Source organism: Diaphorobacter aerolatus (assembly GCF_014489535.1).
Classification (GTDB): Bacteria; Pseudomonadota; Gammaproteobacteria; order Burkholderiales; family Burkholderiaceae_C; genus Diaphorobacter_A; species Diaphorobacter_A aerolatus.
In genome coordinates this window covers 4,871,281-4,894,454 of record NZ_CP060783.1, presented here as the reverse complement: position 1 = coordinate 4,894,454, position 23,174 = coordinate 4,871,281, and the positions used below count along the sequence as shown (strand labels likewise).

Here is a 23,174-nt window from a genome sequence, read left to right as displayed (position 1 = left end):
TCCATGACGTTCAGGCGCTTGCCCATGATCGGCTCAAGCGCAAGGTTCTCTGCGATGGCTTGGCGTGCCGCGTGTCCGAGGTGCTGGCCGATGGCGTGAATGCGCCGCACAAGCGCGGGCGGCGGGTCTTCCCCAGCGAGATAAACCACGCGCCCGGTGTGTGCGGGGCCAGGCCCACAAGATCGCCGCCGGAAACGCTGCATGCGATGCTCATGGCCGCTTCCAGCGCCCAGAAGCTCTTGCCCGTGGCTCCTGGGGCGACGAGCGCGCCGACGGTTCCCGCGAGGAAGCCCGGCCATATGAAGTCCAGCACCGGCGGTTCGCACTCGAACGCCGCCAGGACGTTAATCGCCATGACTCAGTTCCCCGTTCCGTACAGGGATTCGTCGCTCAGCACCTCGGCGATCTGCGAGGTTCGGAAGTAGACCCGCCGGCCGATCTTCAAACGGGCCTTGTTGATCCGCTGCGTCCATTCGTTGGTCGCACGCAAGCTGATCCGCAACCCATCAGGCGAACGATCCAGGACAGTGGCGAGCTGCACGATACTCAGCAGCGGGCCGAAGCGTTGCAGCAGCATGTCTTCCATCGTCATTGCGTAAACCTCCGTTATCAACTGAATTGCAACGAAGGTTACGCATCATCAGGCTTGATGGCGGCTTATTAGTTGGCAATAATGGTTGACATGGAAAACGAAGAGCACGTAAAGAAGCGTCTTGGTCGCTACTACATCCCCATCTGGGAAGTTTGCGACCCCACCGTTTCTCAGTCCATCAAAGATTTCCGCGAACGTTGGAAGCCATACTCCACGTCTTCGCGACGCTACCCCATCGGGCGACTGATCCAGGAAGTGATCGATCCTGCTGTAGCCGCCTACATGGCAACCCTTCCAGTACGTTACTCGGGCTACGTCCCCGGAGCCGGCACGGGTGTGGGCTTCAGCGCGATCATTGGACTGGTACGACTTGACGCGATGGTTCGCGTGCAGCGCCAGTTGCTACGTCAATTCATCAAAACGGAAGACCGACAGACACCAAGGGATCATCGCTTTACCGCGACCCTTGAAGCCTTGATCGAACTGGTTTGCTGCTGTGCCAGCAAACGCCCGCAAACGTCTGCCGCCGCTCAGGGCGTCAGTCTCAACGCGCAAAGGAAACACGGCTTCTGCGACTTCTGCGGAGAGCTGACGGAGTTTTCCGCGTTCATGGCCAAGATTGCGGAGCAGCAGGTAAACGATGCGGAGCTTGAGAATCGCAAGAAGCTTGAACTTAGTCACCAGTATTGCGAGGGGCATCGACCCAAGCAAACGAATGGCGAATGGAACCCCGCATACAGACAGGCGAAGCGATCACTCGCGCAGTTTGAACTTGAGCTGGCCAGGCTCAGCCAGCAATGCGCGAAGCCGGCAACGCCGCAAGTGAAATCGGGAGATCAACTCGTTGACGGCTATTTCTTCCACTATGTCATGCGCCAGACATTGCAGCCAGCAGACAAAGCGGAACTGCGCAACCAGGCGCGGCTGATGGTGGACTCGAAGCTATCCGATCGCAAGAAGCAGATCTTGATGCTCCAGTGGTCTGGACTCAATCAGTCGCAGATTGCGCGAAGGTTGGGCATCGAGCGCCAAGCGGTATCGAAGACGCTGGCATTAATCCCCGCAATGTTTCACTTGAAGAAGAAGAAGAAGCGCCCCATCCGCTGATTTCTTTTGGCGTCAACCAAAAGGGTCAATCATTAGGCCGAATCGATCCGCATTGACAGGCACCATCAGGCACATATTTCGCAAGTGACTGAAGAGGTCAGGGGATGCAGGAAACCACAAGTAAGACACTCATCAACCGGAAGAAGCTACTGGCGATGATCCCGCTGTCTGAGCGAACGATCTTCAACATGGAACAGCGCGGGGAGTTCCCGCGCCGCATCGCACTCACCAGCCGAAACGTCGCCTGGGACTTGGCAGAGATCGAGGAATGGATCGAGGCGCGCAAGTCATCGGGTGCTCAGGCCATGCGGCCTGGCTTCATTCAGACGGTCGCAGCGCCACTTTTTAGCCGCTAAAACGCCGCGCCCCTCGTGTGTCATGAAACCCGAGGCCATGCTTCGATGCTCAGGCGGCGCTGCTAACCTGCGTTCGTCTGGTTTACGCCTTCGGCCGTCTCAGCGTCCATTCGTCGATCATGTCCGCCCAGTCCTGCAACATCGCCGTGCGCTGCTCGCGGTACTCGGCCTTGTTGTAGACGGCCCTGACGCCTCTCTGTTCGTGCGCCAGGCACTTCTCGATCCAGTCCGTGTTGTAGCCGGCCTCGTGCAACAAGGTGCTGGCCGTGCGCCGCAAGTCATGTGGCCCGAACTTGGCGAGCGACTTCCCTTCCCTCTGCGCTAGCCGATACGTCAGCGTCAGCACCTGATTGAGTGTGGCGCTGCTCATGGGCAAGTCCGAGTCATACCGTGACGGCAGCACGTAGTCCGATCCACCAGCAAAGGTTTTCAGGGCAATGAAGATGTCCAGCGCCTGGCGGGACAGAAACACCAGGTGCGGATTTCGCCGTTTCATCCGCTCCTTCGGGATCGTCCAAAGCGCGTCGCTGAAATTGATCTCGCTCCAGGTCGCATTGGTCAGCTCACTCTTGCGCACCATCGTCAGCAACAGCAGCTTGGCCGCCGCCCGGATGGATGGCGTCGTGCCGATGCGCTCCATGTACTGGTACATCAAGCCAATTTCGTCGGGCGTCAGCGCTCGGTCACGCGGCTCGAATTTGGCGATGCTCGTGGGCGCACCAACTCCGCCGGGTTCTCGACCTTCTGGCCGCGCTCGATGGCCCAGCGATAGACCTGCATCACCACCTCGCGGACATGCACTGCCGTTGCCGGCGCGCCGCGCTCCACGATGGCATCGGTCAGTGCCCGCAAGTCCTCGTGGGTAATCTCCACCAGCTTCTGATTGCCGAATTTCGGCTTCAAGTCGCGCTCGTAGACTGAACGGCGCATGTCCCGGGTGGAATCGGCCATCTGGTAGCCGCGCAGCCACTTTTCCGCCCAGGCCCCGAACGTCTCCGCGTCCTTGACGCGGGCCTTGTCCCGCGCCTTTTCCTTGGCCGGCGACTTCCCGGCCGCGATCATCTTCTTGGCCTCGCCCAGCCGCTCACGGGCTTCCGCAAGGGCGATGCCGCCGACACCGTAGCGGCCGAAGGTGATGGTCTCCTGTCGACCGTGGATCGAGTAGTTGTAGCGGAACGAGATCGCCCCGGCAGGCGTGACGGCCACATAGAGGCCGTCGCGGTCGTTTTCCTTGTAGAGCTTGTCCCTCGGCTTGAGGTTACGCAGCTTGGTATCGGTCAGCATGATTCTCGCCCTAGTTCGGCTCAAATACCATGACCTAGAGTCAGCCCATCTTGGCGAAAAAATTCAATAAAATCATTGAACTACGTCAGATCAATACCATGAGCATCAGAAAGAGATCTACATGGTATTGATGGCATCTCATGGCATCGAAGCACTAAATGCCATTCATCATGCCATGAAAAAAATGGTGCTTGGCGATACCAAAGATTGCCAATCAGTGCCGGACAAAATCACAAAAACTCCTGTAGTGATAATAACTTAGCTTCGCTCTAGTGCTACTCAATGCCAGTCAGTGCCAGACGTCGAATCACTCCCACTCGATAATTCACTCGGCCAGTTTTTCCCTCTGTGGAGGGAGCTCCAAATACGCTTGATACCGTCAGTGGTACCGTCAAAATGAGTGGGCTTTCATGACGCGCGGTGAGCCTGTTGCAGGCAACAAGTAATGCACTGCGCACCTCTACTTGCTCTCTCAAGTCAAATAATGCCACAGCATGGCCTGGTTTCAACATGTCAAGACGAAGCTCAATCGATCTACGGATCGGTGTTCCGCCGATAGCCGGTCGCGAGCGCGGCACATCATCAACGACATGCGTGCTGTCAACGAGCCGCGATGCGACGTAGATGCCAGGCGGACGCCATCCCCATCGCCGTCATGCAGGGCGATCACATCGCCCGTGAAACGCACAGCCGGCGCACGCTCGAACCGAGTGGGCATAGGCAGGATCAGTTCGCCGCTCCAAAATTGCACGGCGGCGTTGCGCCACCTCAATCAACTGGCCCTCATCCAACAACTGGACTTGATGGGACTGCCGGCGTCGGCCTGACGTCGGATCGAGAACAGTGACAAACCCGACTGGCTCGACCGCTTCGCCGGTCTGGTGTTCAACGGCGGCCTTTTGCGCCGATAGCTGAATGATGTCGCTCGGGTAGGCCCGGTTGCTTGATCGAGTCTTCAATTCCACCAGTACTAGCGATCCTCGCGAGAGTCGGTACACCCGATCCACTTTGGCAACGAGCCGAATGGGCTCCTCAATACGAAAGAGCTTCTCCATGTAGATCAGTTCAGCATTGGCGAGCTCTCGCGGCCGGGACGCTCTCTCGCCATATCCATGGCGGCGGCGCCATCGTCGCACCAGCCATAGCACGAGCACCAGACTGGCAGGCACATACACGGCAGACGAAGTCATGACGACCTCCTGTCGCACAGTGACCTTTCACACCGTGTAACCACGACGCACAGCATGCGGCGCACCCCGGCCACGGTCGCAGGTGACCGCGCCATGATTCGACAACCCATCGGTGCAACCAGGTAGTACGCAGCGACCAGAATCCTCCCCCAGCGCCGTCGCAGGAGCACTGCGTCACGGTATGCGCGAAGCACCTGTGTCTCCCGCGCATCAGGGCTGAACACGAAGGTGGCCACAAAGCACCGGCGATCCGCCGTTGCTGCCAAGCCCTCCTCCAAGTACCGCTGGTGGGCCGCCTGCCCCGGGCCATGGCTTTGCTCTGCTCGGGCGTCGCCTGGTCACCATATAGAAGCGCAAGCTGCACCCTCTTCTCGCAGAAGCCCATTTCTGCAAGCTCCGTGGCGCTCACCTCATCACGCTGTGCGTATTTGCGTCTTGGCATAGCCACCTCACTCGTCCAGGCTGGGCCCGAACACGTCGTTGGTCACGGCCGCAGACTTCGACACTTCGCTGGCCACGCGCGGAGGCACCTGCCTCGCTTCATCCACGGCAAACACACCGTACTGCGCCAGCAGCCCGTCATAGGCCAGTACGCGCAGCCGGTTCACGCGCTTGGCCCCCTGCGGAAACCGCACCAGTTCGTCGTACAGGCGCGGGTTGTCGGCACGCGCCAGTTCGAACACCAGCCGGATGGGCTTCAGCTCGATCTGAGGACGGGAGTTCATACAGCCTCCCCTGCGGCACGATCCCGGCCTGGGCCAGGGTGCTGGCGGCATAGTTCTGGCCCGCAATCTGGAAGCCCCGCACGTTGGCGAACATGGGCTCCTTGACCTCGTAGATTCGGTGCTTCGGAAACGCCGCCTTCACGGCCTTCTTGAACAGGAAGGCACCACCGCCCACCAGGATGATGTTCTGCAGGCTCTCCGGGGTCTCGATCCACTGGCGCATCGTGGACACTGCCTGCTGGGCCACGCTCTCGGCCAGCGGCAGGTGCTTTTTCATGTCATAGGGCTTCTGGAAGATCACCGGGCCTTGCCGGTGCGCAACGCGAGGTCGATAGCGTCGAAGTCACGGTACGGGTGCCGATGTCCTTGGAGATCTCGGCCGCCAGCAGGCGCAGCACGTCGGACATGCCGCGGTTGATCGAGTGCGATTGCTTTTGCACCAGGCGCATGCCGCGGGTGACCAGCCAGTCAAAGGTGCGCGAGCCGGGGTCGATGACCAGGCTCTGCTCGGTGCCGATGGTCTCGATCTTCTGGTGTTCGGCCGCGTAGTGAACCAGAGCACCCTGCGGTTGGGCCACGGCCATCGCCTTGGCCACTGTCACGGTCTTGCCACCGCCGACCTGATGGCTGCCGACCATGGCCTTCTCGAGCGCGGCCTTCTTCAAGGTGAACAGCGCCACCGGTAGCCCGACGATCAGCAGGTCGACATGGGACACCTTCATCATGCTGAGCGCGCCGCGCAGCAGCGCCATGTACTCGGGCGACTCGGTGTACTCGTCGTGCAACTGCTTGGCGCGGAAGGTGTCCGCCGCCAGGCCCACATCGGGCCCGACCTCGTAGAACAGAGGGCCGACGGGGATACAGACAGTCTTGCGCCGCTCGCTGGCCGGCCACTGCGGCGTCTCGCCGCTGGATGGATAAGCGATAGAGGGGAAGCTGGCGCAACGGATTTCGGTGCCCGTGACGCCGGTGACGAGCTTGGTGTTGCCGGATCCGACATCCACCGCCCTGACGATCAATTCCATGATGGTGCTCCAAGGTGAGGAAACATGACGGCCAGCATCGGAAAACCGGTGCGGCCACGCCACCCGCAATTCGCACGAAATGACCCAGGTTTCGGGATCAGGTGCCGCTGGCTGTCACTGGAGTGAAGGAACAGTGGCATTGCAATGACGCCAGACCCGAGCTCAACCCGTTGCGAACTGCGTGTGTGTCACCACGGTCTCACCGCACTGGCAGTCGTCAACCCCCGTTGCGCGCCCATCAAGCGCCCTTCGTGCAGATGCCCGGCAAGGACTTGGGATTCCCGTCCGGGACCAGAGGCAGGACTTTCTCCCGTCAAGCCCGCATGCAGCCTTGCTCTGCGTTCGTGCGGGACACTAAATCGCCCTTATCACGCCGTCGCGTGCCCACAAGCGCCACCGGCAACGCGCTTTCCCATGCCGTCGCATTGCCACGCCGGCATTGACCATCAAGCCCTTTTCGTCATCCACTAGAGGCTCCCGAGGGCCATCCTTGGCCCGCTCCATCGCGGAGCAACAGGCGTCGCAGTCGTTACCTGCCCTTGCAGCCCCGGCCCAGAGCCGGGGTGGCCGTCGCCCCCGAGGCGACCGCTCCGAGGTTTGATTCGTAGAGCATGTGCCTCGACCTTTGCCAACCCTTGCGGCTGGGCGCTCATGGAAGCGCGTCGAGGCCGTCGATCTCCCAGCCCGGCACCCGATGCCGGCTCCCGATCCCGCCATCACCCGAGCATGCGTGTTTCACGCCGCCAGCGGCTGTGCTTGCCCTCATGGGCTCCCCGCTGGTTTCCGCTCGAACGCCCGACACCGCCCTGGACTTTCGGTCAGGGGTGGACCCATGCGGTCGGATGGCGCTGCGAATTCCAGGATTGATCCACCAGTGCGCGCGAGACCCGATCTCGTCGCCGATGCGGCTGCCCGCCCTTGAGGCGGTGGCGCGTCACAACCCTCCGTGGTCGCAGAAATGCGCGGACGGAGCCGGATCACATGTTTTCATTTTTAAGACCGACCGAGCTGGCCCATACACATGTGCGTGGCTGGCGCAACCCTTGGGTCGGCGGCACGCGGTGTGGTCCCGCGTGTTGCCGTGCTTGTCTGACCACCCGCTCCAGCGGATGACGGAATCCGTCGCTGGGTTGGACTTCCCGGATTCCTGACGGCGCGCCGTTCGGGCGGCGCGCCCCTCCCTTCACCTGGAAAGCACGATGACGACACCCTCAACCCGACAGGCCGATTCGATCAGCCCAGGGCGCATCCCTGGCATGGATCGACCACGCCCCAAGCCTGGCGGGCAAGTCGCCCCAGGAAATCCTTGCCCGCTTGCAGCCCGGCCATGCCGATCCGATGCGCGTGCTCGACACCCTGATCGACCTGTTCAACATGCGGCACACGGCACGCGAGAAAACCGTCTCGCACAAGACCCGTGCTGAACGAGCGCGCTTTCTGCGACGCTTCTTCCTCGACCTCCAGCGCAAGGCGGGCTTCCACACCATGCCCGACCCACGCAACCTGGGGCAGAAGCACCTGCACGCGATGGTGCAGGTCTGGCAGCGCGAGCGGCTGGCACCTGCCACGATCCAGACCTATTTGAGCTTTCTGCGGGGGCTGGCGTCCTGGCTGGGAAAGCCGGGCTTCGTGCGGCCGCCGGCACACTATGGCCTGAGTCTGGAGGAATACGAGCGCCACGAATACGCGCAGCGCGACAAGAGCTGGGGCGCGCACGGCGTCGATGTGGAAACGGTTCTTGCCCAGGTCGCGCAATTCGATGCGCGGATCGCGGCGTCGATACGGTTGATGGACGCGCTAGCGCTGCGGCGCAAGGAGTCGGTGACGTTCCGGCCCTTCGAGCACGTCGTGCCATTCGAGCAGACTGGCCTGCCCCTCGAAAGCCGCAAGGCGGATGAGTATGTATGGATCAAGGGCAAGGGTGGGCGCGTGCGCTGGGTGCCGCTGGAAACAGAGATACAGCGCGCGGCTGTCGCACAGGCCCGGTCTCTGGTCACAAGCCGCGACGCACACATGGGCGATCCAGCCCTGAACCTCAAGCGCAACCTGCGCCGGCTCGACTACGCCCTGGAGAAGTTCGGCATCACCAAGCAGCAGGCAGGTATCACAGCCCACGGCCTGCGGCATGGCAATCTGAACGACCTGTATGAATCGCTTTCAGGTGCGCCATCGCCCGTGCGCGGCGGCGGCTGCGTGGACGCGGATGCGGATCGGGCTGCGCGACTGGCCGTATCAGAGAGAGCAGGTCATGCCAGGCAAAGAGCCGCTGGAGCCTACATAGGCCAAGCATCGCCAAGGCAAAGCGCAGGCTGCAGGCAATCCGCCGACAGGCCAGAGGCTCAACCGCCGGCATGACGCATCACGCTGCGCGCAGATCGGCTTCGGTCTTGCCGCTGGCCAGTGCCTCGGTGAACCACTTGGGCTTGGGCCGTAGCCCGACCATGTGTGGCCCGCGTCGTCCTTGTACTTGATGCGGCCTGCGGCGCGTTGGGTCTTCGAGTCCTTAGCCTTCGCCACGCCGGTGCGGGCCTTGCGCTTGGCGGCATCCAGCCCCAGGTCGGCGGCGGTGATGCCATAGTAGGCAATGGCTTCCTTCATACGGCCCACCACGCCCGCCTTCTCGTCCTCGCGGATTTGATCGCGCTCCTTCTGCAATCTGGCGATCTCGGCGTCGAGTTCCTGGGTCGTGCGGTGGAGAGATTTGCGAGCCATGGCAGCCTTTGTGATTGGAATGCGTTGGGGATGCGTGATCGTGCGAGGCGAGTCAAACACCCAGACCACAGGCCAAGTCTATAGCAGGCCCTCGGAATCAAGTCTCGGGCGACACGCCAAACTCCTCGTCCGGATGGATCGAGGGCCGCGCGAACCAGTCTCGTCTTGCTCTATTTCTTCTGCTTCGTCCTCGGACAACCCATACATTGACAGTGCGGCACACCGCGCCAGCGTCTCGTTGGACTCGGCCACCTGCCCGATATGGACAGCATGCCCGTTGCGCACCACGCGCACATTCCATTGCTTCATGCTCATGGCGCGCACTCCTCGGCAACGGCTTCCAACTCCAGGTCAGGGCGCTCGGCATCTTCGTGGCTGAAGCCGAAGCGCGCCCAGGTGCGTGGATCGACCTCGATGGGACCACTGCGCTTGGATTCCAGATTGATGACGACACCGTGCGCGGACAGCCGCCCGCAGTTGCGCGGCGTAGCGCACCGCCACGTCGTTGACGAACAGCCCCTGGGAGGCCAGCGACATGCGGACCGAACAGGATGGCTGGTTGTCCTCTGGCGCTGCCGCGTCGAGCAGTTCGGGAAACAGCTCCGTCACGCACGGCAGGCGCGGGCCTTGTCCCTGCCACGATGCCGCGCTGCTCTGTGGCTCGCCCAAGACCACCTGTGCGGTGGACTCGGTGTTTCCCAAGTCGAGCCAGTAGCCGTAGTGGTTGGCGTCACGCCATGCGAGCTGGTGCAGCGCCTGCCGCTCCGAGCGGCTGTCCACGCAACTGACCAGCAGATCGGCGTTGGCTGAGTAGCGCTGACCAAGCACGAATTCCTCGTAGCGCATGGGATGGGCCTCCCAATCCAGCCCATAGAACTGGTTCAGGCGGTGGATGGTCACCAGCGCCTTGTGCTTGCCGATGTCGGCGGCGCTGTAGAGCTGCCGCCCCACATTGGCCTCGCTGACGCGATCCGCGTCGAATGCCTTGACGTGCAGGCCCAGCGGATGGCCCAGGGCACGCATCGCAATGTCCAGGCGGGCGAGGCAGGCGGCCATCTGTGCGCCATTGCCGCCCACGCCCACCAGATGCACCGCCACGCGGCGCTCCAGCAGCTTCGGATGAATCAGGTGTTCCACCAGTGCCTCCAATCGAATGTCCTGCACCCAGTCTCTCGCTGAATGGATGGCCTTCAACCCGGCAGGTGGCGCTCGCGCCAGCGCCACAGCACGCGCCGCATCCAGCCTTCGCTGCGCTGTGCCGCAGCGCCCTGCTCCAGCCATTCGCCTTGCGGCTCCCGCCAGGGATGCCGATCGAGCGACTGGTAGAGGCCATTGATCACCAGCCGGAAACAGGCCGAGGGCCGTGGCCGGTCGAGCCGACCGAAGACGCCCGACACCTTGATGCCCTGATCGTCGCGATCGTCCTCGCCCGACCAGAAGGCCGGTGCCCGGCCATGCGTGTGCAGGTCCACCGCGACCGTCTCGTCGTCGTCCATGGCGGGACGGCGATAGTGGATATGGACAGGCGAGGTCTGCTCGGCTTCGCACATCGCCAGCCGCAGTTGCCCGGTGCGGCGCGAGTAGATCAGCACCCCGGCGGCTTCATTGGGCAGGCGCTCCCTACCCGCCGCCACGAACGCTTTTATCAAACGGATGGGCAGCACGCCAAAGCTGAAGCGCAGGTGTTCCGCGACCTCGCCATACGGCAAGCGCATGGACGGTGAGCCGTGGCCCAGGGCCACGATGCTGTCGAGCCAGTCGAGCCGGGTCTGCACGAACCAGCCGTTGCGCGCCACGATGATGCGCTGGCCGTTGCCCATGTCCGGCAGCGCGCCGAAGCGCGGCGCGGTGATCACCGGGCAGGCGGCGAGCAGGGCTTGGTCTCTCGGGTCCATCGTGCCCATCATGTGGCCTCTGGTTCGCCCAGCAGTTGGCCCAGCGTGGTCTTGGCATCGACCAGCACCCGCTCAGGGAAGTGCGTGAAGGCTCCATCGAGCATGTCGCGCCAGAAGGCGTAGGCCCCGTCCCGGTAGCGCAGCAGCTTGCCCGCCACGTTGGGGTGCGTGAAGTAGGAACGCAGGAAGGCGTCGTTCCAGGCGCTAATCTTCTCCACGGTCGTGCCGTTGGGCACCGGTACATTGCCCTGGCAGATACGGCCCTTGCCATCGACGTTGAAGTACGGGGCCTGGAACAGCGGCGTCTGCGGCGTCGGGCGATGGGAACCCTTGACGGCCCACACCCGCCATGTGTGGCTGGCAGCGGCGAAGATCAGTCCCGGCTGCGGCACCGTCTCGCCGCGCTCGCGCCCGCCAAACGCTTCGGCCTGCTCCGCGCCTACCCTGAACGCCACATGCCTGCGTGCCGGTGGCACCCACCACACCAGCAGATCGCCGTGGAGGTACAGCACTGTCCCGGGAAGGAAACCGCCGTGGGCCGAGCGCTGGAGCAAGGCTCCAGCCAACTCCCTCGCCGCCTGGGCGGTCATGGCCCGGCCCGCGCCGATCACGGGTGCGCCATCCACGGTCGTGACCTCATGCACTGTCGCCAGCGCGCTCCCCGAGCGCCCGTGGTACAGCAGCACCGCCTGATCCAGCTCCAGCACGTTGTCCGTGGGCGTCTGAATAGAGAACTCCGCTTCGTTCATGGGAACCACCTCCGATCTATATAGAGTCAGTGTCCGTGGCACAGGGCGTGGATCAAGCGGTCGATCAGCGCGATGGCCTCGAAGCGCTGGCCCATGCGCAGAAACCATGCGTGCAACGCGCCGGGGTCGTCCAGCGGGATGAGCACCTCTCCCATGCGGTCGCAGTATTCGGACTGGTGCGCCAGATTGAGCAGGTCGTCATAGATGCGCGTGGTGACATCGCCCTCTTCCCAGGACAGCACCGCACCGAAGCCGATGTACTCGCCGTCGATGTCGGGATGGAAGTCGTCGGTGAGCGTCAGGCGGGACAGCGCCAGCGCATCGGCGGCGATCTGGCGCTGGTGCGGGTCGGTCAGCGTCTTGGCGGCGCGGCGCAGGCTGCATGGCCGCCATTCGGGCGGGCGTCTGCGCCGATCGGCGCTCTTGCCGGGCTGCACCAGCCAGCGGCCCGCCCACTCGGGATAGGCATCGTCCAGCATCTTGCGCGTGACCATCTCCTCGCGCATGGCTTCGCGGTCGGCGTCGTCGGCGTCCTCGCACATCATGTCCAGCGCCGCCTCCTCATCCATTTCTCCCTGCCAGTACACGTAGGACGCCACGTCATCGGCAATGTCGGGGGTGAACAGGGGGTACACATAGCGGCCCTTCTGGCGCAGCACCTGCAGCACCGTGGCCCCAGGTGCGGCATGGCTGCGTTCAACGCTTCCAGGCTGCGGCCCACCGGCCACTCGGCCTCGCGGTACTCGCACCAGTACACGTCCAACTGGGCATAGGGGCCGACTGCCCGCCACGCATGGCCGGATGGTGGCCATGCTCGTCGAGCACGTTGATGGCGAAGCGCGGCTCCAGGCAGTGCAGCGGGCCGATCTGGCGCTTCATCCAGGCGTCGATGGCGCGCTGGCAGGCTTTGAGCGGGTCGGCCTCGCCCACCGGCAGGTCGTCTTCCCGTACCGCACCCGACGCGATCAGGAAGCGGCACAGGGCCGCGTTCGCGCTGGCCTGGGACGTGGACGCGACCGCCAGCGGAATGCCGGGTTGCAGGCTGGGCAACGCCAGCATGGGAGCGACAGGCATGGCGGTGGCCCTCAAGGCAGCGGGGTGAGCATTTCGCTGGTGGCGCTTGCGCGTTGGGCTGCGCCTTCGTTCCGATGCTGCTCCAGGGTCTGGTGGGCAAAGCGGCTCCAGGCCGCCGAGCGATTCGCCACGGCGCGCTGCGATACGGCGCGGGACAGCTTGGCCGTCGCACTAGCCGGTCCGGTCTGTGGGGCTGAACGCAGGCCAGCAGCGCCGCAAGACGCGGACCGGGCTGCTCGGGCGCTCCCGCACCCTTGGTACCCACGGCCTTGCGGAACGTGTAGTCCTGCCGCCCGTTGGCGACCGGACCGGCCTCGACCTCGGCGCTGACCAGTTCGGGGTATTGGGCGCTGTAGAGGTCGCGCACGTCGCGGGGCGAGAGCCCGGGCACGTCCGGCAGCAGGATGCCGTTGTAGGTGAAGGTGCGGACGATGGGGGTGACTTCTATGGACATGGATGGGGCTCCTTGGGGATGAACGCGGCAACCGCCGTGGTTGCCATGTGTTCAGTCTCCCGCTGCTGGTGCCCGCATCAAGGGCGTCTGCCGACTCACCCGAATAGGTCGAAGGAGTCGCCGCCAGCGGTGGCGGCTGCAGCCGGTGTTGCGCCCGCTGCCGGAGAGGCATCGCCTTCCTCCTCGCCATCCGCCACGCTGCCCGAGGCGGATACCGCAGGGGCTGTCGCAAGCTTGGCCGGTGCGGACTTGGAAGCACCCGCCTTCACGGTGGCGTCACTGGCCTTCTTGACCGATGCCGCCTTCGCGGCCTCGATCACTTCCTTCGTGGCCTCGGCCTGCTGCGCCAGGCTATGGCGCACCTCGCGATAGCCGCGCAGGGCTTCGATGAAACCCGCGTCGAACTCCTGCGGCGTGGCCGTGAGGCTCAGGGGCTGCGTCAGCCCAGGCTCGCCCGCGTCCTGCCGGGGTCTGGGGATCACGTTGACCGTCAAGCGGCCGGATTTCTCGTCGGCGCTCACGGTCATCGTGAGCGTGGCGCTGCAAGCCAATGCGAACAGTTCCTCGAACATCGTCATTTGAAGCTCCTTGGTGGAATGGGGGACATGGCCCCATACGGAGCCGTCCAGAACATGCTAGAACCCGGCTCCCTGGTGTCCAGTGGGTGTCCAGGGGCCGGTTGGCGCGTCAGGCCAGCGCAGGCTCGGGCTGCAATGCCGGTGTGGCCTCGGTGCTCTCGGCCTCATCCGCTGCAGCGGCCAGGATCGGCTGACGCGGGTAGCGCATCACGGCAGGCACCGTACCCTGGTACGCAAAACCCGGCACCTTGAGCAGCGCCGTGATGAAGTCAGGCTTCTTGCCGGCGCGTGCTGCCTTGAAGCCCGAACCCATCGCCTTCTTGAGCCCGACTTCTGCGGCAAGGCTCTCCAGTTCGCTCATCGTGAACAGGTCAATGAACTCCTTGTTCCACTGGAAGTACCGCCCTTCATCCACCTGGGCATAGTTCAGCAGCAGTTCGAGGTCGGTCACTGTGACGCCGAACGCCGCCGAGGCGGTGGCGGCTTGCAGCAGCCGCTCCAGTTGGGCCTCGGGCGCGGCAGCGGCCCGTTGCAGTCCGCCCCGCACGCCGAACCCTGCGCCTGCGGCTTGACCGGCGATCCGGTCGAAGGCGTTGCGGAACTGCGCTTCCCGAAGATCGGCCGCGCGACCGGCCAGCGCCAGCGCGATCAGCACCCGCTGGCTGCACTGCGGCTGCGCCATCAAGGCTTTGGCCAGCCATTTGCGCCACTCCATGACGCGGTGGCTGACGACACGCTGCGGTGTCTGGTTCGTGGGCACGGCAGGCTTGGGCTTCTTGCCGGTGGGCTTGGCCGCGCCCGCCTTCGCCGCGCCCTTGCCCTGCGTTTCGTCCAGCGCCGCCTGGGCATCGCGCTGTGCCTTGCGCCACAGGACGACCTTCTGGCTGTTGCATGCGGCGTCGAAGCACAGCGAGCGTGTGACCTCGCCATAGCTGCCCGGCATCGCGGATACCGCGCAGCCGAAGGACTGGCATCCCTGGCAGAAGGTGTACTGCGGCGCGCCGACGCCCAGGTCGCCCTCGGCGGTCACGGGCAGCGGCGCGAAGCCGTCGCCCGTCTTCACGATGCGGATGACCGGGTACTCGTCGCGCAGTGCGCTGGCACGGGCCTCGACCGCCTGCAGCGTCAGTTCCTCGAAGTGGCTCGGGTGCTGGCAGAAGCCCTCGCCCAGCGACTCCGCGAACAGCCCCGCCTGCCGGGCCGAGTTGTGCGGGCATGAATGGCACTGCGCGGTGTCGAAGATCGCTTCGGCCAGCCGGCGCGCGTAGCGACCCAACTGCGCCTTGAGCACGCCGACCGGCACGTTCTGCGCGAGGATGCCGGCGAGCACGCTGTCCTGCTTGTCGGCGGGATGCCCGAGAGCAGTTCTGCGTGGCCGAGCTGGATGGTGCGGGTGGTGAGCGCCTTGAGCACGGCGGGCGTGCAGGCTAGCAGCGCCAGCCGCCGCTCCAGCACATCGGGCGACCAGCCCATGAGGCGGGCGGCTTCCTCCTTGTCGCCGCGCTGGCGCAGGAGCTGGCGCTGTGCCGCGTGGGCTTCCTCGGCGGGCGACATCGCGGCGCGGTGGTAGTTCTCGATCACGGACATGGCCTCGGCCGTTTCGTCGTTCGCGTCCTTGATGACCACCGGCATGTCGTAGCCGTCGCCGAAGACGTTCTTCGCGGCGCGCCAGCGGCGTTCACCGGCGATGATTTCGTAGAGGTCGGTGCCCGGCACGGGCCGCACGACGATGGGCTCGAGCACGCCGACGGCGCGGATGCCCTCCTCCAGTTCGGCCATCTCGGCAGGGTCGAAGTATTCGCGGGGTTTTTGCCCTGGACGATCCGGTGGATCGGCAGGGTCGGTTGCATGGATGGGGTCACGGCGCCTCCTGGGTGCATCGAGTGGGTTGCAGTCATCCTCCCGCCTCGCACCTCCGGTTCAACCCCCACCGAGCCGCAACCAGCAGACGCCGATATGCCCTCTGGATCCATGGGTCATGCAGAATGTCCCGATGGCCTCTACCTCCAAGCCCTTGAATGTCTTCCGCGACCTGCTGCTACGCGGCCCTGCAGACGCCAGCGCGCAGTTGCGCCAGGCTTTGATCGATCATGCGACTGCCCCATGGCGACACGCACCTGAGCGCGAGGAGCGCGTACATCTCCCGGCAGTCGAAGGGAAGCCGATGGCGTTCGAACGTAACGCTTCGCCGGGCTACGAATCAGCCGGGCTGGTTCTCTTTCCTCGGCCCGATGGGCTGGAGGTCACGAACATCGTGCCCCTGGAACGCAGCGAGCTGAGCCGCCGCGCGTACAACACGATTCTTGAAGATTTCGCCGAACAGATCGCGCGGCCGGCGGCGAATTCGACCGGGTTTGTGGTCGAACTGTCCGGCAGCACGGAGCAGATCGAAGACAAACTCTCCCTTTCCGCCTTTGAGGCGCTGACCCGCTTCAGTGCGCTGGCCAACAAGTCGACGGGTGCGTCGCACCCCTACGACCGCCAGCGCTGGTTTGATTTCGTCATCCAGGCGCATGCGGAGCGCAGCGAACTCGACTCCGATTTTCTCGAACGCTGGCTCATCGAGTCTGAGGATTGGCCGCAAGATCAGGCGAGTGATCTGGCCATTGAGTACGAGCGCTCCCGCGCGCTGCTTGCCCGGTTCGAAGAGACTGCTTGATGGCCTTGCTGCCGCACGAGGCCGACCGGATCGCGCAGGCTGGGCTGCCCGTGCTCTGCATCGACACCTGCAGTTTGCTCGACATCGTCCGCGACCCATTCCGGGAAACATCCCTGCCACACAATGCCGCCGCAGCACTGGCCCTTCTCCAGGCCATGGAGTCCGGCGCCTTGCTGACGGGTCTCGTGGCCGATCAAGTCCGTCAGGAGTTCGGTACGCACTTGCAAGGCATCGTCGACGAAGCGGGTCGCGGCCTGAGCAAGCTGCGCGAGCACATCGAGCGTGTGGATGGTTTGGTCAGTGCCTTCGCGGCACCCGTTCGAACCGACATCCGCCATTGGGATGCCCACGTCACGAATGCAACGGCAGCGCTGCATCGCTGGATCGCGGCTTCAGTGACTGCCCCGCAATCGCAGGACGTTCCAATGCGCGCTTTTTCTCGCGTCATGCATGCGCGCGCGCCAGCCCGCAAAGGCAAGGATTCGCTGGCCGACTGCGTCGTTCTCGAAACCTACCTGGAGGCAGCGGCGGACCTGCGGCAGCGGGGTCTGAAGGCACCCATTGTGTTCCTGTCATCCAACGTGCAGGACTACACCATTGCGCCTGCACGCAACATGCTGCATGCGGACATTGAAGCCGAGTTCGCCGCCCTCAACTTGGCATATGCCACTGGACACGGGATGGCAAAGCATCTGCTGGCAATCTCGTGACAGCGCCTTGCGCATGCGCGAGGCAGCGCATTTGTGCGTACGTCCCCTTGTCGCCCTGGAGCAGTACTCTGGGCATCGCAGCTCCAGCTGGTGAAATCAGCGCTTCAAGGAACGCGGCGTCTCCACTGGGATAGCGCGGGTCGTGTGGCGGTAACCTACGCCCTCGATAGCGTGCACCGAAACAGCTTCGGTCGAGATCGCTAGTTGGAACGTGGGACGCCAGTCCGGCGCGGCCATCACCTCGGGCGGCCCGCGGTCGAAGAACGCATAGTTCACTCCGTCCTCGCGCTGCACGGATCGGAACGCGATGCCGTCGAATGCCCAGCGCTTGGCATAGCGAATGAACTCTGCCAGCGCCTGCGTCATCACGTAGTCGGTGTCACTCTGCCGAACCGGGCGTGCAATTTCTTCGTGTAGGCACTCCAGCAGCATACGATGCTCGCTGCGCTTGCTGTAACTGGGGTCGAAGTAACTCAGAGCTGCGTGCCGCAACCGCCGGCTCAATACGGTGAAGTCGAAGAACCTCAACGGTGCCGTGGACCAGAATCGCCCCACGACAACCGTATCGCCGATCGAAGGACGAACTTCGGCGATGCAGGTGTCAACCTCGCGAGAAACGTAGAGCAGTGGAACCCCGGCGGGACTCATGCGATTGTTGGCCGCTCGCTCCTTGGGAGCTGCACCCAACGCTACCGCAGGGTTCTCCGCGAAAGTGCGGGCTTCCTGCTCGCCGCTGGCGATGCGGGAGCGATAGAAGTCCGTGCCAGTAGCGAGCGTGGTGACTATGGCTGGCGTTCCCGGGCGCTCGGGATCCTCGGCTTCGAGCGCCTCGCCAACCAGCCACTCGAAGAACGAGCGAGCGTTGTCGTTGAAGAAGCGTCGGCCATGAACTAATTCGTGAGCAACGTGGTGCCAAGGACCGACCGCATACCAGCGCTCATGGTCCGCCGATTCAAACGGGCTTGGTGCACGGCAGTACTCCTGTCCAGGCCAGTAGAAGTCCTCTTCGTCTGCGTTGGCGTCTTCCAGATGCTCCGATATGGCCCTGCGAACGGTCACAGAGCCGCAGCCGACGGCGGTGCCGACAACGTCATCAAGCGTCTGTTCGTAGCCTGGGTAGAGGCCATAGTCGACGCGGAAGTGTTCCGGCAGATGCTTCCGGATAAAACGTGCGATGCGCTCGGGCGTCAATGCATTCAGGGTCCCCTTGCCACAAGCGCCGCAGACCCTCTCTGCCTGGAGCGCGCCATTCAGACCCTTAAGCATGTAGTCGCTCAGGCAGTCCTGACACACCCACATACGTTCAGCGTTCTCCACGTCTGAAAGGGCTTGCTGGAATAACTTTTTCCCTCTTCCGATCATTTCGTACCTCCGATGCCAAGTCGAACGAAATTCTGACATTCGACGGAAGGCGCATGGTCGACACCCGCCAGATTGCTGAGCCTCACTGCTCGCGGGCCGTAAACTTCTTTTCAATCCGGACATGGAAGGACTTCAAATGATCGATTGGCTGATCTCGGTATATGGGAAGTGTCGCGATTTGACGGCGAAAGCCAATGACGCCAGGAGTCACCTACAGGCGGGCGATGACGACACCGCCAAGATGATCAACGGCTACATGAAGCATGACTACGACGCGCTGATCCAACTGTGGAAAGAGGTCGATCCCGGGATGAAGAGCACAGGCCGACTGAGCGACATGGCCCGGCACATCGGGTTCGGCATGAACAACGACTACCAAGACATCCTGAAGAACGACATTCCGTCGGTGCTGAAGGCTGCCGAAGCGCTGGCGCGAGACGGAACCAAGGATGCAGGGTCCGTCGGCTTCGACGACCTGCTGCATCCGGCCATTGTGGAGAGCTCGCTCGGTCAATACCGCAACGGCCACCTCCGGGACGCCGTGCTGAACGGCGTCATCGCGGTGTTCGACATGATCCGTGCCCGCACTGGACTCAACTTGGACGGCAAGGACCTCGTGGGGCAGGCGTTCGGGCTGGAGAAAGGGAAGCTTGTATTCAGTGAGATCGCAACAGAGACGGGAAAGAACGACCAGAAAGGGTTCCTTCAAATCTACGAAGGCATCTACACGGGCGTGCGCAATGTAAAGGCGCATTCGCTCAATCACGATCTGAGCGAGCAGAAGGCAGCTCAGTACCTCGTCACGCTGAGCCTGCTGGCCCGCCGCGTGGAGGAATGCAAGGGTCGCCCGTAGCCACTGCCAGATGCCCGCACAAAGGCCGTTATGTCCTGAGCAAGGACAATGACGGTTTCGCTCGCGCCACCGACTTTGCCCATGCTCATCCAGTACACCGTGCTCCTGCTGCTCAATGCCACCCGTGGCAGCCTTGCGGAGATCGACCTGGTGCAGCCCACAGGCGGTGAGAGCCACTGGCTTTGGATTGAGGACTACACCGTCTCTTCCCTACAGCTTGTCAGCGTGGAACATTCCTCGAAGCGCGTCTTTGATCGTGCCGTGCTGACAATCGATGGCTCACGTGGCCAGCTGAACTGGACCTGCGGACGATGCGACCATTTGTCGGTCGATGTCACTGGCTCGCTACGGCCCGAGTTTCAGCAGCTGCTGCACCAGCATCTGAACTGAGGATTTCGCGGCGACGGCATCTGGACGCGCCGCCGCGCCAGATATGCATTCCTGACAGCGACTGAATCCGCGTTGGGGCATTCCAGCAGCGGTACCCGCAACCTGCGCAACGCTTCGATGCAACGAGGCGAGATGCCGAGCCCCTGTTGAAGTCGGCACGCGTACGGCCCTGCCAGCTTGGTAAAGCAAACGCGGACCTACCGCTTTTGTCGTTTAGCGCAGTGCCGCCCTCATTCGTCACAGCCGCACACACCTACGAGGCTTCATGTCACCAGCAACGAACGCCGCTGGAATCACCGGGTATTGGTACCCCCACTCGGTGAAACCGCGATGGCTAGTACTGCACGTGCCCCGGTGATCATCTTTGTGCCCTGATGGTGCCATCCCTCCTCCACTGAACTGGGCACCGTGCGTTGGAACGAGCTGAACCGTGTCGAAGTAAGAGTTCTTGACAAAAAACTTCCTCGTGATTTAATTTCGTTTTACAGATTCTAATTTCATTTTGATTTGAACCAAAAGAGCTCGTTGCAAGGTCTGCACATGATTGATGCGCCAGATCGGACAGGCCCTGAGGTACCAGATCAGTCACGGAGACGACTCAACTCATGCGAAGGCCACTCAGCAACGTCCGCGTCCTGGACCTCTCCCGAATCCTTGCGGGACCATGGGCGACCCAGAACCTCGCCGACTTGGGGCGGAGGTCATCAAGATCGAGAAGCCCGGTGTCGGCGACGACACGCGCCAGATGGGACCACCATTTCTCCACGACGCTGCGAGCGGTGAACTTGGCGATGCGGCGTACTTCATGTGTTGCAACCGCGGTAAAAAGTCGGTCGCTATCGACTTTTCCCAGCCCCAAGGCCAATCCGTACTACGACAACTCGTCCAGCAGGCAGATGTGCTTGTTGAAAACTACAAGGTGGGAGCGCTGTCGAAGTACGGTCTGGACTATTCCTCTTTGAAGTCCGTCAACCCAGAACTCATCTACTGCTCTATTACAGGCTTCGGACAGACTGGCCCGTACAAGGACCGTGCAGGCTATGACTACCTGATTCAGGGCATGGGTGGCCTGATGAGCGTCACCGGCGAGCGCGACGATTTTCCTGGCGGTGGTCCGCAGCGCGTCGGCGTAGCTGTCTCCGACCTCATGGCCGGCATGTACGCCACGGTAGCCATCCTTGCCGCGCTGCACCACCGCACTGCTGGCCATGGCGGACAGTACATCGACATCAGCCTGCTCGACTGTCAAGTCGGCTCGCTGGTGAACCAGGGTTTGAACTATCTTGTCACTGGCGAGCCGCCAAGGCGGATGGGCAGCGGCCACCCGAACATTGCACCCTACGCCGTCTATCCCGCATCGGATGGTCACCTGATCCTCGCCGTTGGGAACGACACCCAGTTTCGCAGGCTGTGCAGCGCGGTCGGTCAACCCGACGTGGGAACGGACGATCGTTTCGCAACGATCCGGGCCCGCGTCAGCAATCGGTCTGCCCTTGACGCCTGGATCACTCCGATCACGCGGTCGCGCAGCGTGGCCGAATGGGTCGAACTGCTTGAAGCCGCCCAGGTTCCAGGCGGCCCGATCAATGACATCGCACGCGTCTTTGAGGATCCCCACGTAATCGCGCGAGGCATGCGCATGGACATTCCCCACCCGAGGTACGGCAGCGTCCCCTCAATGCGCAACCCGATACGTTATTCGGAAACACCACTGGAGTTCGATGTTCCGCCCCCCATGCTCGGAGAGCACACCAACGAGATCCTCCAGTCGCTCAATCTTGGCGCAGAGGAAATCGACCAACTCAGGCGCGATGGAGTGCTCTCTTGAGGGACTCGGAAAGACAGATTCAAAACACACAGGAGATGAGCAATATGCACAAAGCACCGTTGAAGGACGCTGCAGGACTTGAAATCATGGGAGTCGGCCTGCACTGGAACGACGTCGAGATCGGTGATCGGTTTCGCACGCTCGGCCGAACCATTACCGAGGCAGACATCACCCAGTTCGTGGGGGCAGTCGGCATGGTTGAGGAGATGTTCACCAACGTGGAGTACATCCGCGAAGTCTCCGTCATTGGCGACCGCCCGGTCCCCGGCTCTCTGGTGCTGTGCATGGCGGAAGGACTGCTGATGCAGAGCACCATGCAGCGGACTGGTATGGCTTTCCTGGAGGCGGACGTGAAAGTCCACAAGCCAACCACAGCGGGCGACACCATTCATGTCGAATGCGAGGTCGTCGAAGCACGCTCCACCAGCAAGCCTGACCGCGGACTCCTGCGGACGTCCAACAAGGTGCTCAACCAGCGCGGCGAAGTGGTGCTGACGTACAACCCGCTGCGCATGGTCAAGACCAGGCCTAGTGTTTGAGCCGGTCGCGAACGAGGGACGCTTTTCACAGTGTCCCAGCGCAAGTACCTCCATACAACGAAAGAGACATTGCTGATGAGACCCCTTGCTTCCTTTGCCGCGTTGGTTTCAGCCTGCGCCATGCTGCTCCTGGGCACGACTACCAACGCCTCGGCCCAGACCTATCCCACCAGACCCGTGAAGATCGTACTTCCCTTCGCGGCTGGCAGCCCAACCGACGCGGTTCTGCGCGTCATCAGTGCGCCCCTCTCCAAGCGCCTTGGTCAACCCGTCATCGTCGACAACAAGCCTGGCGCCACGGGAATGCTCGGTACAGAATTTGTAGCCAAAGCACAGCCTGACGGATACACACTGCTCTTCGGCACCAACACCACCCAAGTCGCCAACAAGTACTTCTTTAAGAGCCTTCCCTACGACGGCGAGAAAGACTTTGCGGCCATCGCAGTCGTTGGTGGCGTCCCACACGCGCTCGTCGTGAATCCATCCCTGCCGGTCAACTCGGTGCAGGAACTGATCGCGTATGCGAAAGCAAATCCGGGCAAGGTGTCGTTTCCTTACGCAAACAGCACAACCCGCATCACCGGCAGCACGTTCCGGGTCATGACCCAGACCAATCTACTGGAAATCCCGTACAAGGCCTATGGTCAGGCGGTGACCGACCTACTTGGCGGACAGACGCAAATGATGTTCATCGACTTTGCCACCGGGCTAGCGCATATTCGCTCCGGAAAACTCAAGGCGCTGGCAATCACCCCCGAGCGCTCCACAAAGCTGCCAGGCGTACCGGCCATGAGGGAGGCGCTGCCGGGGTTCGAGATCGGCAACTGGAACGGGCTGTTCGCTCCAGCGGGCACGCCGCGCGACATCGTCGATCGCCTGCATCGGGAGATGACTGCGGTCCTTTCAACGCCAGAGGTCCAACAGCAAATTGACGCGCTGGGCTATGAGCTGCTCAAGCCAATGTCTCCCGGCGAGTTCGGCAAATACATCAGCACCGAGAGCGCTCACTATGCCAAGCTTGCGAAGAGCGCGGGCATCGAACCGGAGTGAACGCCATGCACACTTCAGATTCCAGACCTCCAAAATCTCCAG

Annotated in this window: 24 protein-coding genes and 4 pseudogenes; 11 read left to right on the top strand and 17 right to left on the bottom strand. The window is 62.9% G+C overall.

All coding sequences use genetic code 11. From position 1 onward, the window contains the following. Positions 1-10 precede the first annotated feature (10 nt). Both H9K75_RS25815 and H9K75_RS22940 read right to left on the bottom strand, forming a co-directional pair. Positions 11-355 carry an AAA family ATPase gene (locus H9K75_RS25815; RefSeq protein WP_449757724.1) on the bottom strand — a complete coding sequence of 115 codons (345 nt, stop codon included), beginning with the start codon at positions 353-355 and terminating at the stop codon, positions 11-13. A 3-nt stretch (positions 356-358) separates the two neighbouring features. Continuing rightward, the gene (locus tag H9K75_RS22940; RefSeq protein ID WP_187724257.1) at positions 359-592 is read right to left on the bottom strand and encodes a DNA-binding protein; all 234 of its coding nucleotides are present in this window, start codon (positions 590-592) and stop codon (positions 359-361) included. A 90-nt stretch (positions 593-682) separates the two neighbouring features. Between H9K75_RS22940 and H9K75_RS22935 the strand changes: the two genes are divergently transcribed. Next, complete coding sequence (locus H9K75_RS22935) at positions 683-1,699, top strand: LuxR family transcriptional regulator (RefSeq protein WP_226858412.1); 1,017 nt, start codon at positions 683-685, stop codon at positions 1,697-1,699. A 104-nt stretch (positions 1,700-1,803) separates the two neighbouring features. Continuing rightward, the gene (locus H9K75_RS22930) at positions 1,804-2,055 is read left to right on the top strand and encodes a helix-turn-helix transcriptional regulator (protein ID WP_187724255.1); all 252 of its coding nucleotides are present in this window, start codon (positions 1,804-1,806) and stop codon (positions 2,053-2,055) included. 82 nt (positions 2,056-2,137) lie between these two features. Here H9K75_RS22930 and H9K75_RS22925 read toward each other — a convergent pair. Next, positions 2,138-3,339: pseudogene (locus tag H9K75_RS22925) on the bottom strand (tyrosine-type recombinase/integrase). Between the two features lie 121 nt (positions 3,340-3,460). On the opposite strand from H9K75_RS22925, the gene H9K75_RS22920 reads away from it, so the two are divergent. After that, on the top strand, positions 3,461-3,601 hold the full coding sequence (locus H9K75_RS22920) for a hypothetical protein (protein ID WP_187724254.1): 141 nt from the start codon (positions 3,461-3,463) through the stop codon (positions 3,599-3,601). Positions 3,602-3,992: 391 nt separating this feature from the next. Here the strand turns inward: H9K75_RS22920 and H9K75_RS22915 are convergent, their stop codons facing one another. The 4 genes from H9K75_RS22915 to H9K75_RS22905 all read right to left on the bottom strand — a co-directional run bounded on the left by H9K75_RS22915 (position 3,993) and on the right by H9K75_RS22905 (position 6,279). Beyond that, positions 3,993-4,529: a PD-(D/E)XK nuclease family protein gene (locus tag H9K75_RS22915; RefSeq protein ID WP_187724253.1), complete on the bottom strand. Its 537-nt coding sequence runs from the start codon at positions 4,527-4,529 to the stop codon at positions 3,993-3,995. Next, entirely contained in the window at positions 4,526-4,723 is a 198-nt protein-coding gene (locus H9K75_RS25300; RefSeq protein ID WP_319016931.1) for a CFI-box-CTERM domain-containing protein, read from the bottom strand. The genes H9K75_RS22915 and H9K75_RS25300 overlap by 4 nt, the downstream gene beginning before the upstream one ends. A gap of 255 nt (positions 4,724-4,978) precedes the next feature. After that, positions 4,979-5,254, bottom strand: a complete 276-nt coding sequence (locus tag H9K75_RS22910) for a hypothetical protein (RefSeq protein WP_187724252.1) — start codon at positions 5,252-5,254, stop codon at positions 4,979-4,981. 278 nt (positions 5,255-5,532) lie between these two features. After that, entirely contained in the window at positions 5,533-6,279 is a 747-nt protein-coding gene (locus H9K75_RS22905; protein WP_226858411.1) for a PRTRC system protein D, read from the bottom strand. A 1,314-nt stretch (positions 6,280-7,593) separates the two neighbouring features. Here H9K75_RS22905 and H9K75_RS22900 point away from each other — a divergent pair. Beyond that, positions 7,594-8,634: a phage integrase N-terminal domain-containing protein gene (locus H9K75_RS22900; RefSeq protein ID WP_404826388.1), complete on the top strand. Its 1,041-nt coding sequence runs from the start codon at positions 7,594-7,596 to the stop codon at positions 8,632-8,634. A 708-nt stretch (positions 8,635-9,342) separates the two neighbouring features. Here H9K75_RS22900 and H9K75_RS22890 read toward each other — a convergent pair. The 9 genes and pseudogenes from H9K75_RS22890 to H9K75_RS24450 form a co-directional block, all read right to left on the bottom strand. Next, entirely contained in the window at positions 9,343-10,128 is a 786-nt protein-coding gene (locus H9K75_RS22890) for a PRTRC system ThiF family protein (RefSeq protein ID WP_226858409.1), read from the bottom strand. A gap of 53 nt (positions 10,129-10,181) precedes the next feature. Continuing rightward, entirely contained in the window at positions 10,182-10,895 is a 714-nt protein-coding gene (locus H9K75_RS22885; RefSeq protein ID WP_187724251.1) for a PRTRC system protein A, read from the bottom strand. After that, positions 10,895-11,635 (bottom strand): PRTRC system protein B, encoded by a 741-nt coding sequence (locus H9K75_RS22880; RefSeq protein WP_187724250.1) that lies wholly within the window; start codon positions 11,633-11,635, stop codon positions 10,895-10,897. The genes H9K75_RS22885 and H9K75_RS22880 overlap by 1 nt, the downstream gene beginning before the upstream one ends. Before the next feature lie 26 nt (positions 11,636-11,661). Next, a complete protein-coding gene (locus H9K75_RS22875; RefSeq protein ID WP_404826387.1) occupies positions 11,662-12,384 on the bottom strand; it encodes a PRTRC system protein F in 723 nt (240 codons plus the stop codon). Further along, positions 12,332-12,709 carry a PRTRC system protein F gene (locus H9K75_RS24460; RefSeq protein ID WP_264294052.1) on the bottom strand — a complete coding sequence of 126 codons (378 nt, stop codon included), beginning with the start codon at positions 12,707-12,709 and terminating at the stop codon, positions 12,332-12,334. Before H9K75_RS24460 ends, H9K75_RS22875 begins: the two co-directional genes overlap by 53 nt. A gap of 310 nt (positions 12,710-13,019) precedes the next feature. After that, positions 13,020-13,163, bottom strand: a pseudogene (locus tag H9K75_RS24455) (PRTRC system protein C); the annotation flags it as partial. A 95-nt stretch (positions 13,164-13,258) separates the two neighbouring features. Next, complete coding sequence (locus H9K75_RS22865; protein ID WP_187724249.1) at positions 13,259-13,741, bottom strand: PRTRC system protein E; 483 nt, start codon at positions 13,739-13,741, stop codon at positions 13,259-13,261. 109 nt (positions 13,742-13,850) lie between these two features. Beyond that, on the bottom strand, positions 13,851-15,071 hold the full coding sequence (locus H9K75_RS22860) for a PRTRC system ParB family protein (protein WP_226858408.1): 1,221 nt from the start codon (positions 15,069-15,071) through the stop codon (positions 13,851-13,853). Positions 15,072-15,142: 71 nt separating this feature from the next. Next, positions 15,143-15,520 (bottom strand): annotated as a pseudogene (locus H9K75_RS24450) (ParB/RepB/Spo0J family partition protein); the annotation flags it as partial. 214 nt (positions 15,521-15,734) lie between these two features. Between H9K75_RS24450 and H9K75_RS22855 the strand changes: the two are divergent. Both H9K75_RS22855 and H9K75_RS22850 read left to right on the top strand, forming a co-directional pair. After that, positions 15,735-16,400: a hypothetical protein gene (locus H9K75_RS22855; RefSeq protein WP_187724248.1), complete on the top strand. Its 666-nt coding sequence runs from the start codon at positions 15,735-15,737 to the stop codon at positions 16,398-16,400. Further along, positions 16,400-17,110 (top strand): PIN domain-containing protein, encoded by a 711-nt coding sequence (locus tag H9K75_RS22850; protein ID WP_187724247.1) that lies wholly within the window; start codon positions 16,400-16,402, stop codon positions 17,108-17,110. Before H9K75_RS22855 ends, H9K75_RS22850 begins: the two co-directional genes overlap by 1 nt. A 96-nt stretch (positions 17,111-17,206) precedes the next feature. On the opposite strand, the gene H9K75_RS22845 is transcribed toward H9K75_RS22850, so the two are convergent. Further along, complete coding sequence (locus H9K75_RS22845; RefSeq protein ID WP_187724246.1) at positions 17,207-18,376, bottom strand: RES family NAD+ phosphorylase; 1,170 nt, start codon at positions 18,374-18,376, stop codon at positions 17,207-17,209. 232 nt (positions 18,377-18,608) lie between these two features. Between H9K75_RS22845 and H9K75_RS22840 the strand changes: the two genes are divergently transcribed. The 5 genes and pseudogenes from H9K75_RS22840 (at position 18,609) to H9K75_RS22820 (ending at position 23,132) form a co-directional block, all read left to right on the top strand. Then, positions 18,609-19,325 (top strand): TIGR02391 family protein, encoded by a 717-nt coding sequence (locus H9K75_RS22840; protein WP_187724245.1) that lies wholly within the window; start codon positions 18,609-18,611, stop codon positions 19,323-19,325. Positions 19,326-19,373: 48 nt separating this feature from the next. Continuing rightward, positions 19,374-19,715, top strand: a complete 342-nt coding sequence (locus H9K75_RS22835) for a hypothetical protein (RefSeq protein WP_226858407.1) — start codon at positions 19,374-19,376, stop codon at positions 19,713-19,715. A gap of 605 nt (positions 19,716-20,320) precedes the next feature. Next, a pseudogene (locus H9K75_RS22830) lies at positions 20,321-21,543 on the top strand (CaiB/BaiF CoA transferase family protein). 35 nt (positions 21,544-21,578) lie between these two features. Next, on the top strand, positions 21,579-22,082 hold the full coding sequence (locus H9K75_RS22825; RefSeq protein WP_226858406.1) for an FAS1-like dehydratase domain-containing protein: 504 nt from the start codon (positions 21,579-21,581) through the stop codon (positions 22,080-22,082). A 30-nt stretch (positions 22,083-22,112) separates the two neighbouring features. After that, positions 22,113-23,132: a Bug family tripartite tricarboxylate transporter substrate binding protein gene (locus tag H9K75_RS22820; RefSeq protein WP_226858405.1), complete on the top strand. Its 1,020-nt coding sequence runs from the start codon at positions 22,113-22,115 to the stop codon at positions 23,130-23,132. The last annotated feature ends 42 nt before the right edge of the window (positions 23,133-23,174 follow it).

Excerpts from the sequence above, each read along its gene's own strand:
- H9K75_RS22915 (WP_187724253.1), bottom strand. The coding sequence starts at position 4,529 with ATGACTTCGTCTGCCGTGTATGTGCCTGCCAGTCTGGTGCTCGTGCTA.
- H9K75_RS24460 (WP_264294052.1), bottom strand. The coding sequence starts at position 12,709 with ATGCCTGTCGCTCCCATGCTGGCGTTGCCCAGCCTGCAACCCGGCATT.
- H9K75_RS22835 (WP_226858407.1), top strand. The coding sequence starts at position 19,374 with ATGACGGTTTCGCTCGCGCCACCGACTTTGCCCATGCTCATCCAGTAC.
- H9K75_RS22840 (WP_187724245.1), top strand. The coding sequence starts at position 18,609 with ATGATCGATTGGCTGATCTCGGTATATGGGAAGTGTCGCGATTTGACG.
- H9K75_RS22930 (WP_187724255.1), top strand. The coding sequence starts at position 1,804 with ATGCAGGAAACCACAAGTAAGACACTCATCAACCGGAAGAAGCTACTG.
- H9K75_RS22910 (WP_187724252.1), bottom strand. The coding sequence starts at position 5,254 with ATGAACTCCCGTCCTCAGATCGAGCTGAAGCCCATCCGGCTGGTGTTC.
- H9K75_RS22850 (WP_187724247.1), top strand. The coding sequence starts at position 16,400 with ATGGCCTTGCTGCCGCACGAGGCCGACCGGATCGCGCAGGCTGGGCTG.
- H9K75_RS25815 (WP_449757724.1), bottom strand. The coding sequence starts at position 355 with ATGGCGATTAACGTCCTGGCGGCGTTCGAGTGCGAACCGCCGGTGCTG.
- H9K75_RS22940 (WP_187724257.1), bottom strand. The coding sequence starts at position 592 with ATGACGATGGAAGACATGCTGCTGCAACGCTTCGGCCCGCTGCTGAGT.
- H9K75_RS22845 (WP_187724246.1), bottom strand. The coding sequence starts at position 18,376 with ATGCTTAAGGGTCTGAATGGCGCGCTCCAGGCAGAGAGGGTCTGCGGC.
- H9K75_RS22905 (WP_226858411.1), bottom strand. The coding sequence starts at position 6,279 with ATGGAATTGATCGTCAGGGCGGTGGATGTCGGATCCGGCAACACCAAG.
- H9K75_RS22935 (WP_226858412.1), top strand. The coding sequence starts at position 683 with ATGGAAAACGAAGAGCACGTAAAGAAGCGTCTTGGTCGCTACTACATC.
- H9K75_RS22885 (WP_187724251.1), bottom strand. The coding sequence starts at position 10,895 with ATGGGCACGATGGACCCGAGAGACCAAGCCCTGCTCGCCGCCTGCCCG.
- H9K75_RS22855 (WP_187724248.1), top strand. The coding sequence starts at position 15,735 with ATGGCCTCTACCTCCAAGCCCTTGAATGTCTTCCGCGACCTGCTGCTA.
- H9K75_RS22865 (WP_187724249.1), bottom strand. The coding sequence starts at position 13,741 with ATGACGATGTTCGAGGAACTGTTCGCATTGGCTTGCAGCGCCACGCTC.
- H9K75_RS22880 (WP_187724250.1), bottom strand. The coding sequence starts at position 11,635 with ATGAACGAAGCGGAGTTCTCTATTCAGACGCCCACGGACAACGTGCTG.
- H9K75_RS22825 (WP_226858406.1), top strand. The coding sequence starts at position 21,579 with ATGAGCAATATGCACAAAGCACCGTTGAAGGACGCTGCAGGACTTGAA.
- H9K75_RS22920 (WP_187724254.1), top strand. The coding sequence starts at position 3,461 with ATGGTATTGATGGCATCTCATGGCATCGAAGCACTAAATGCCATTCAT.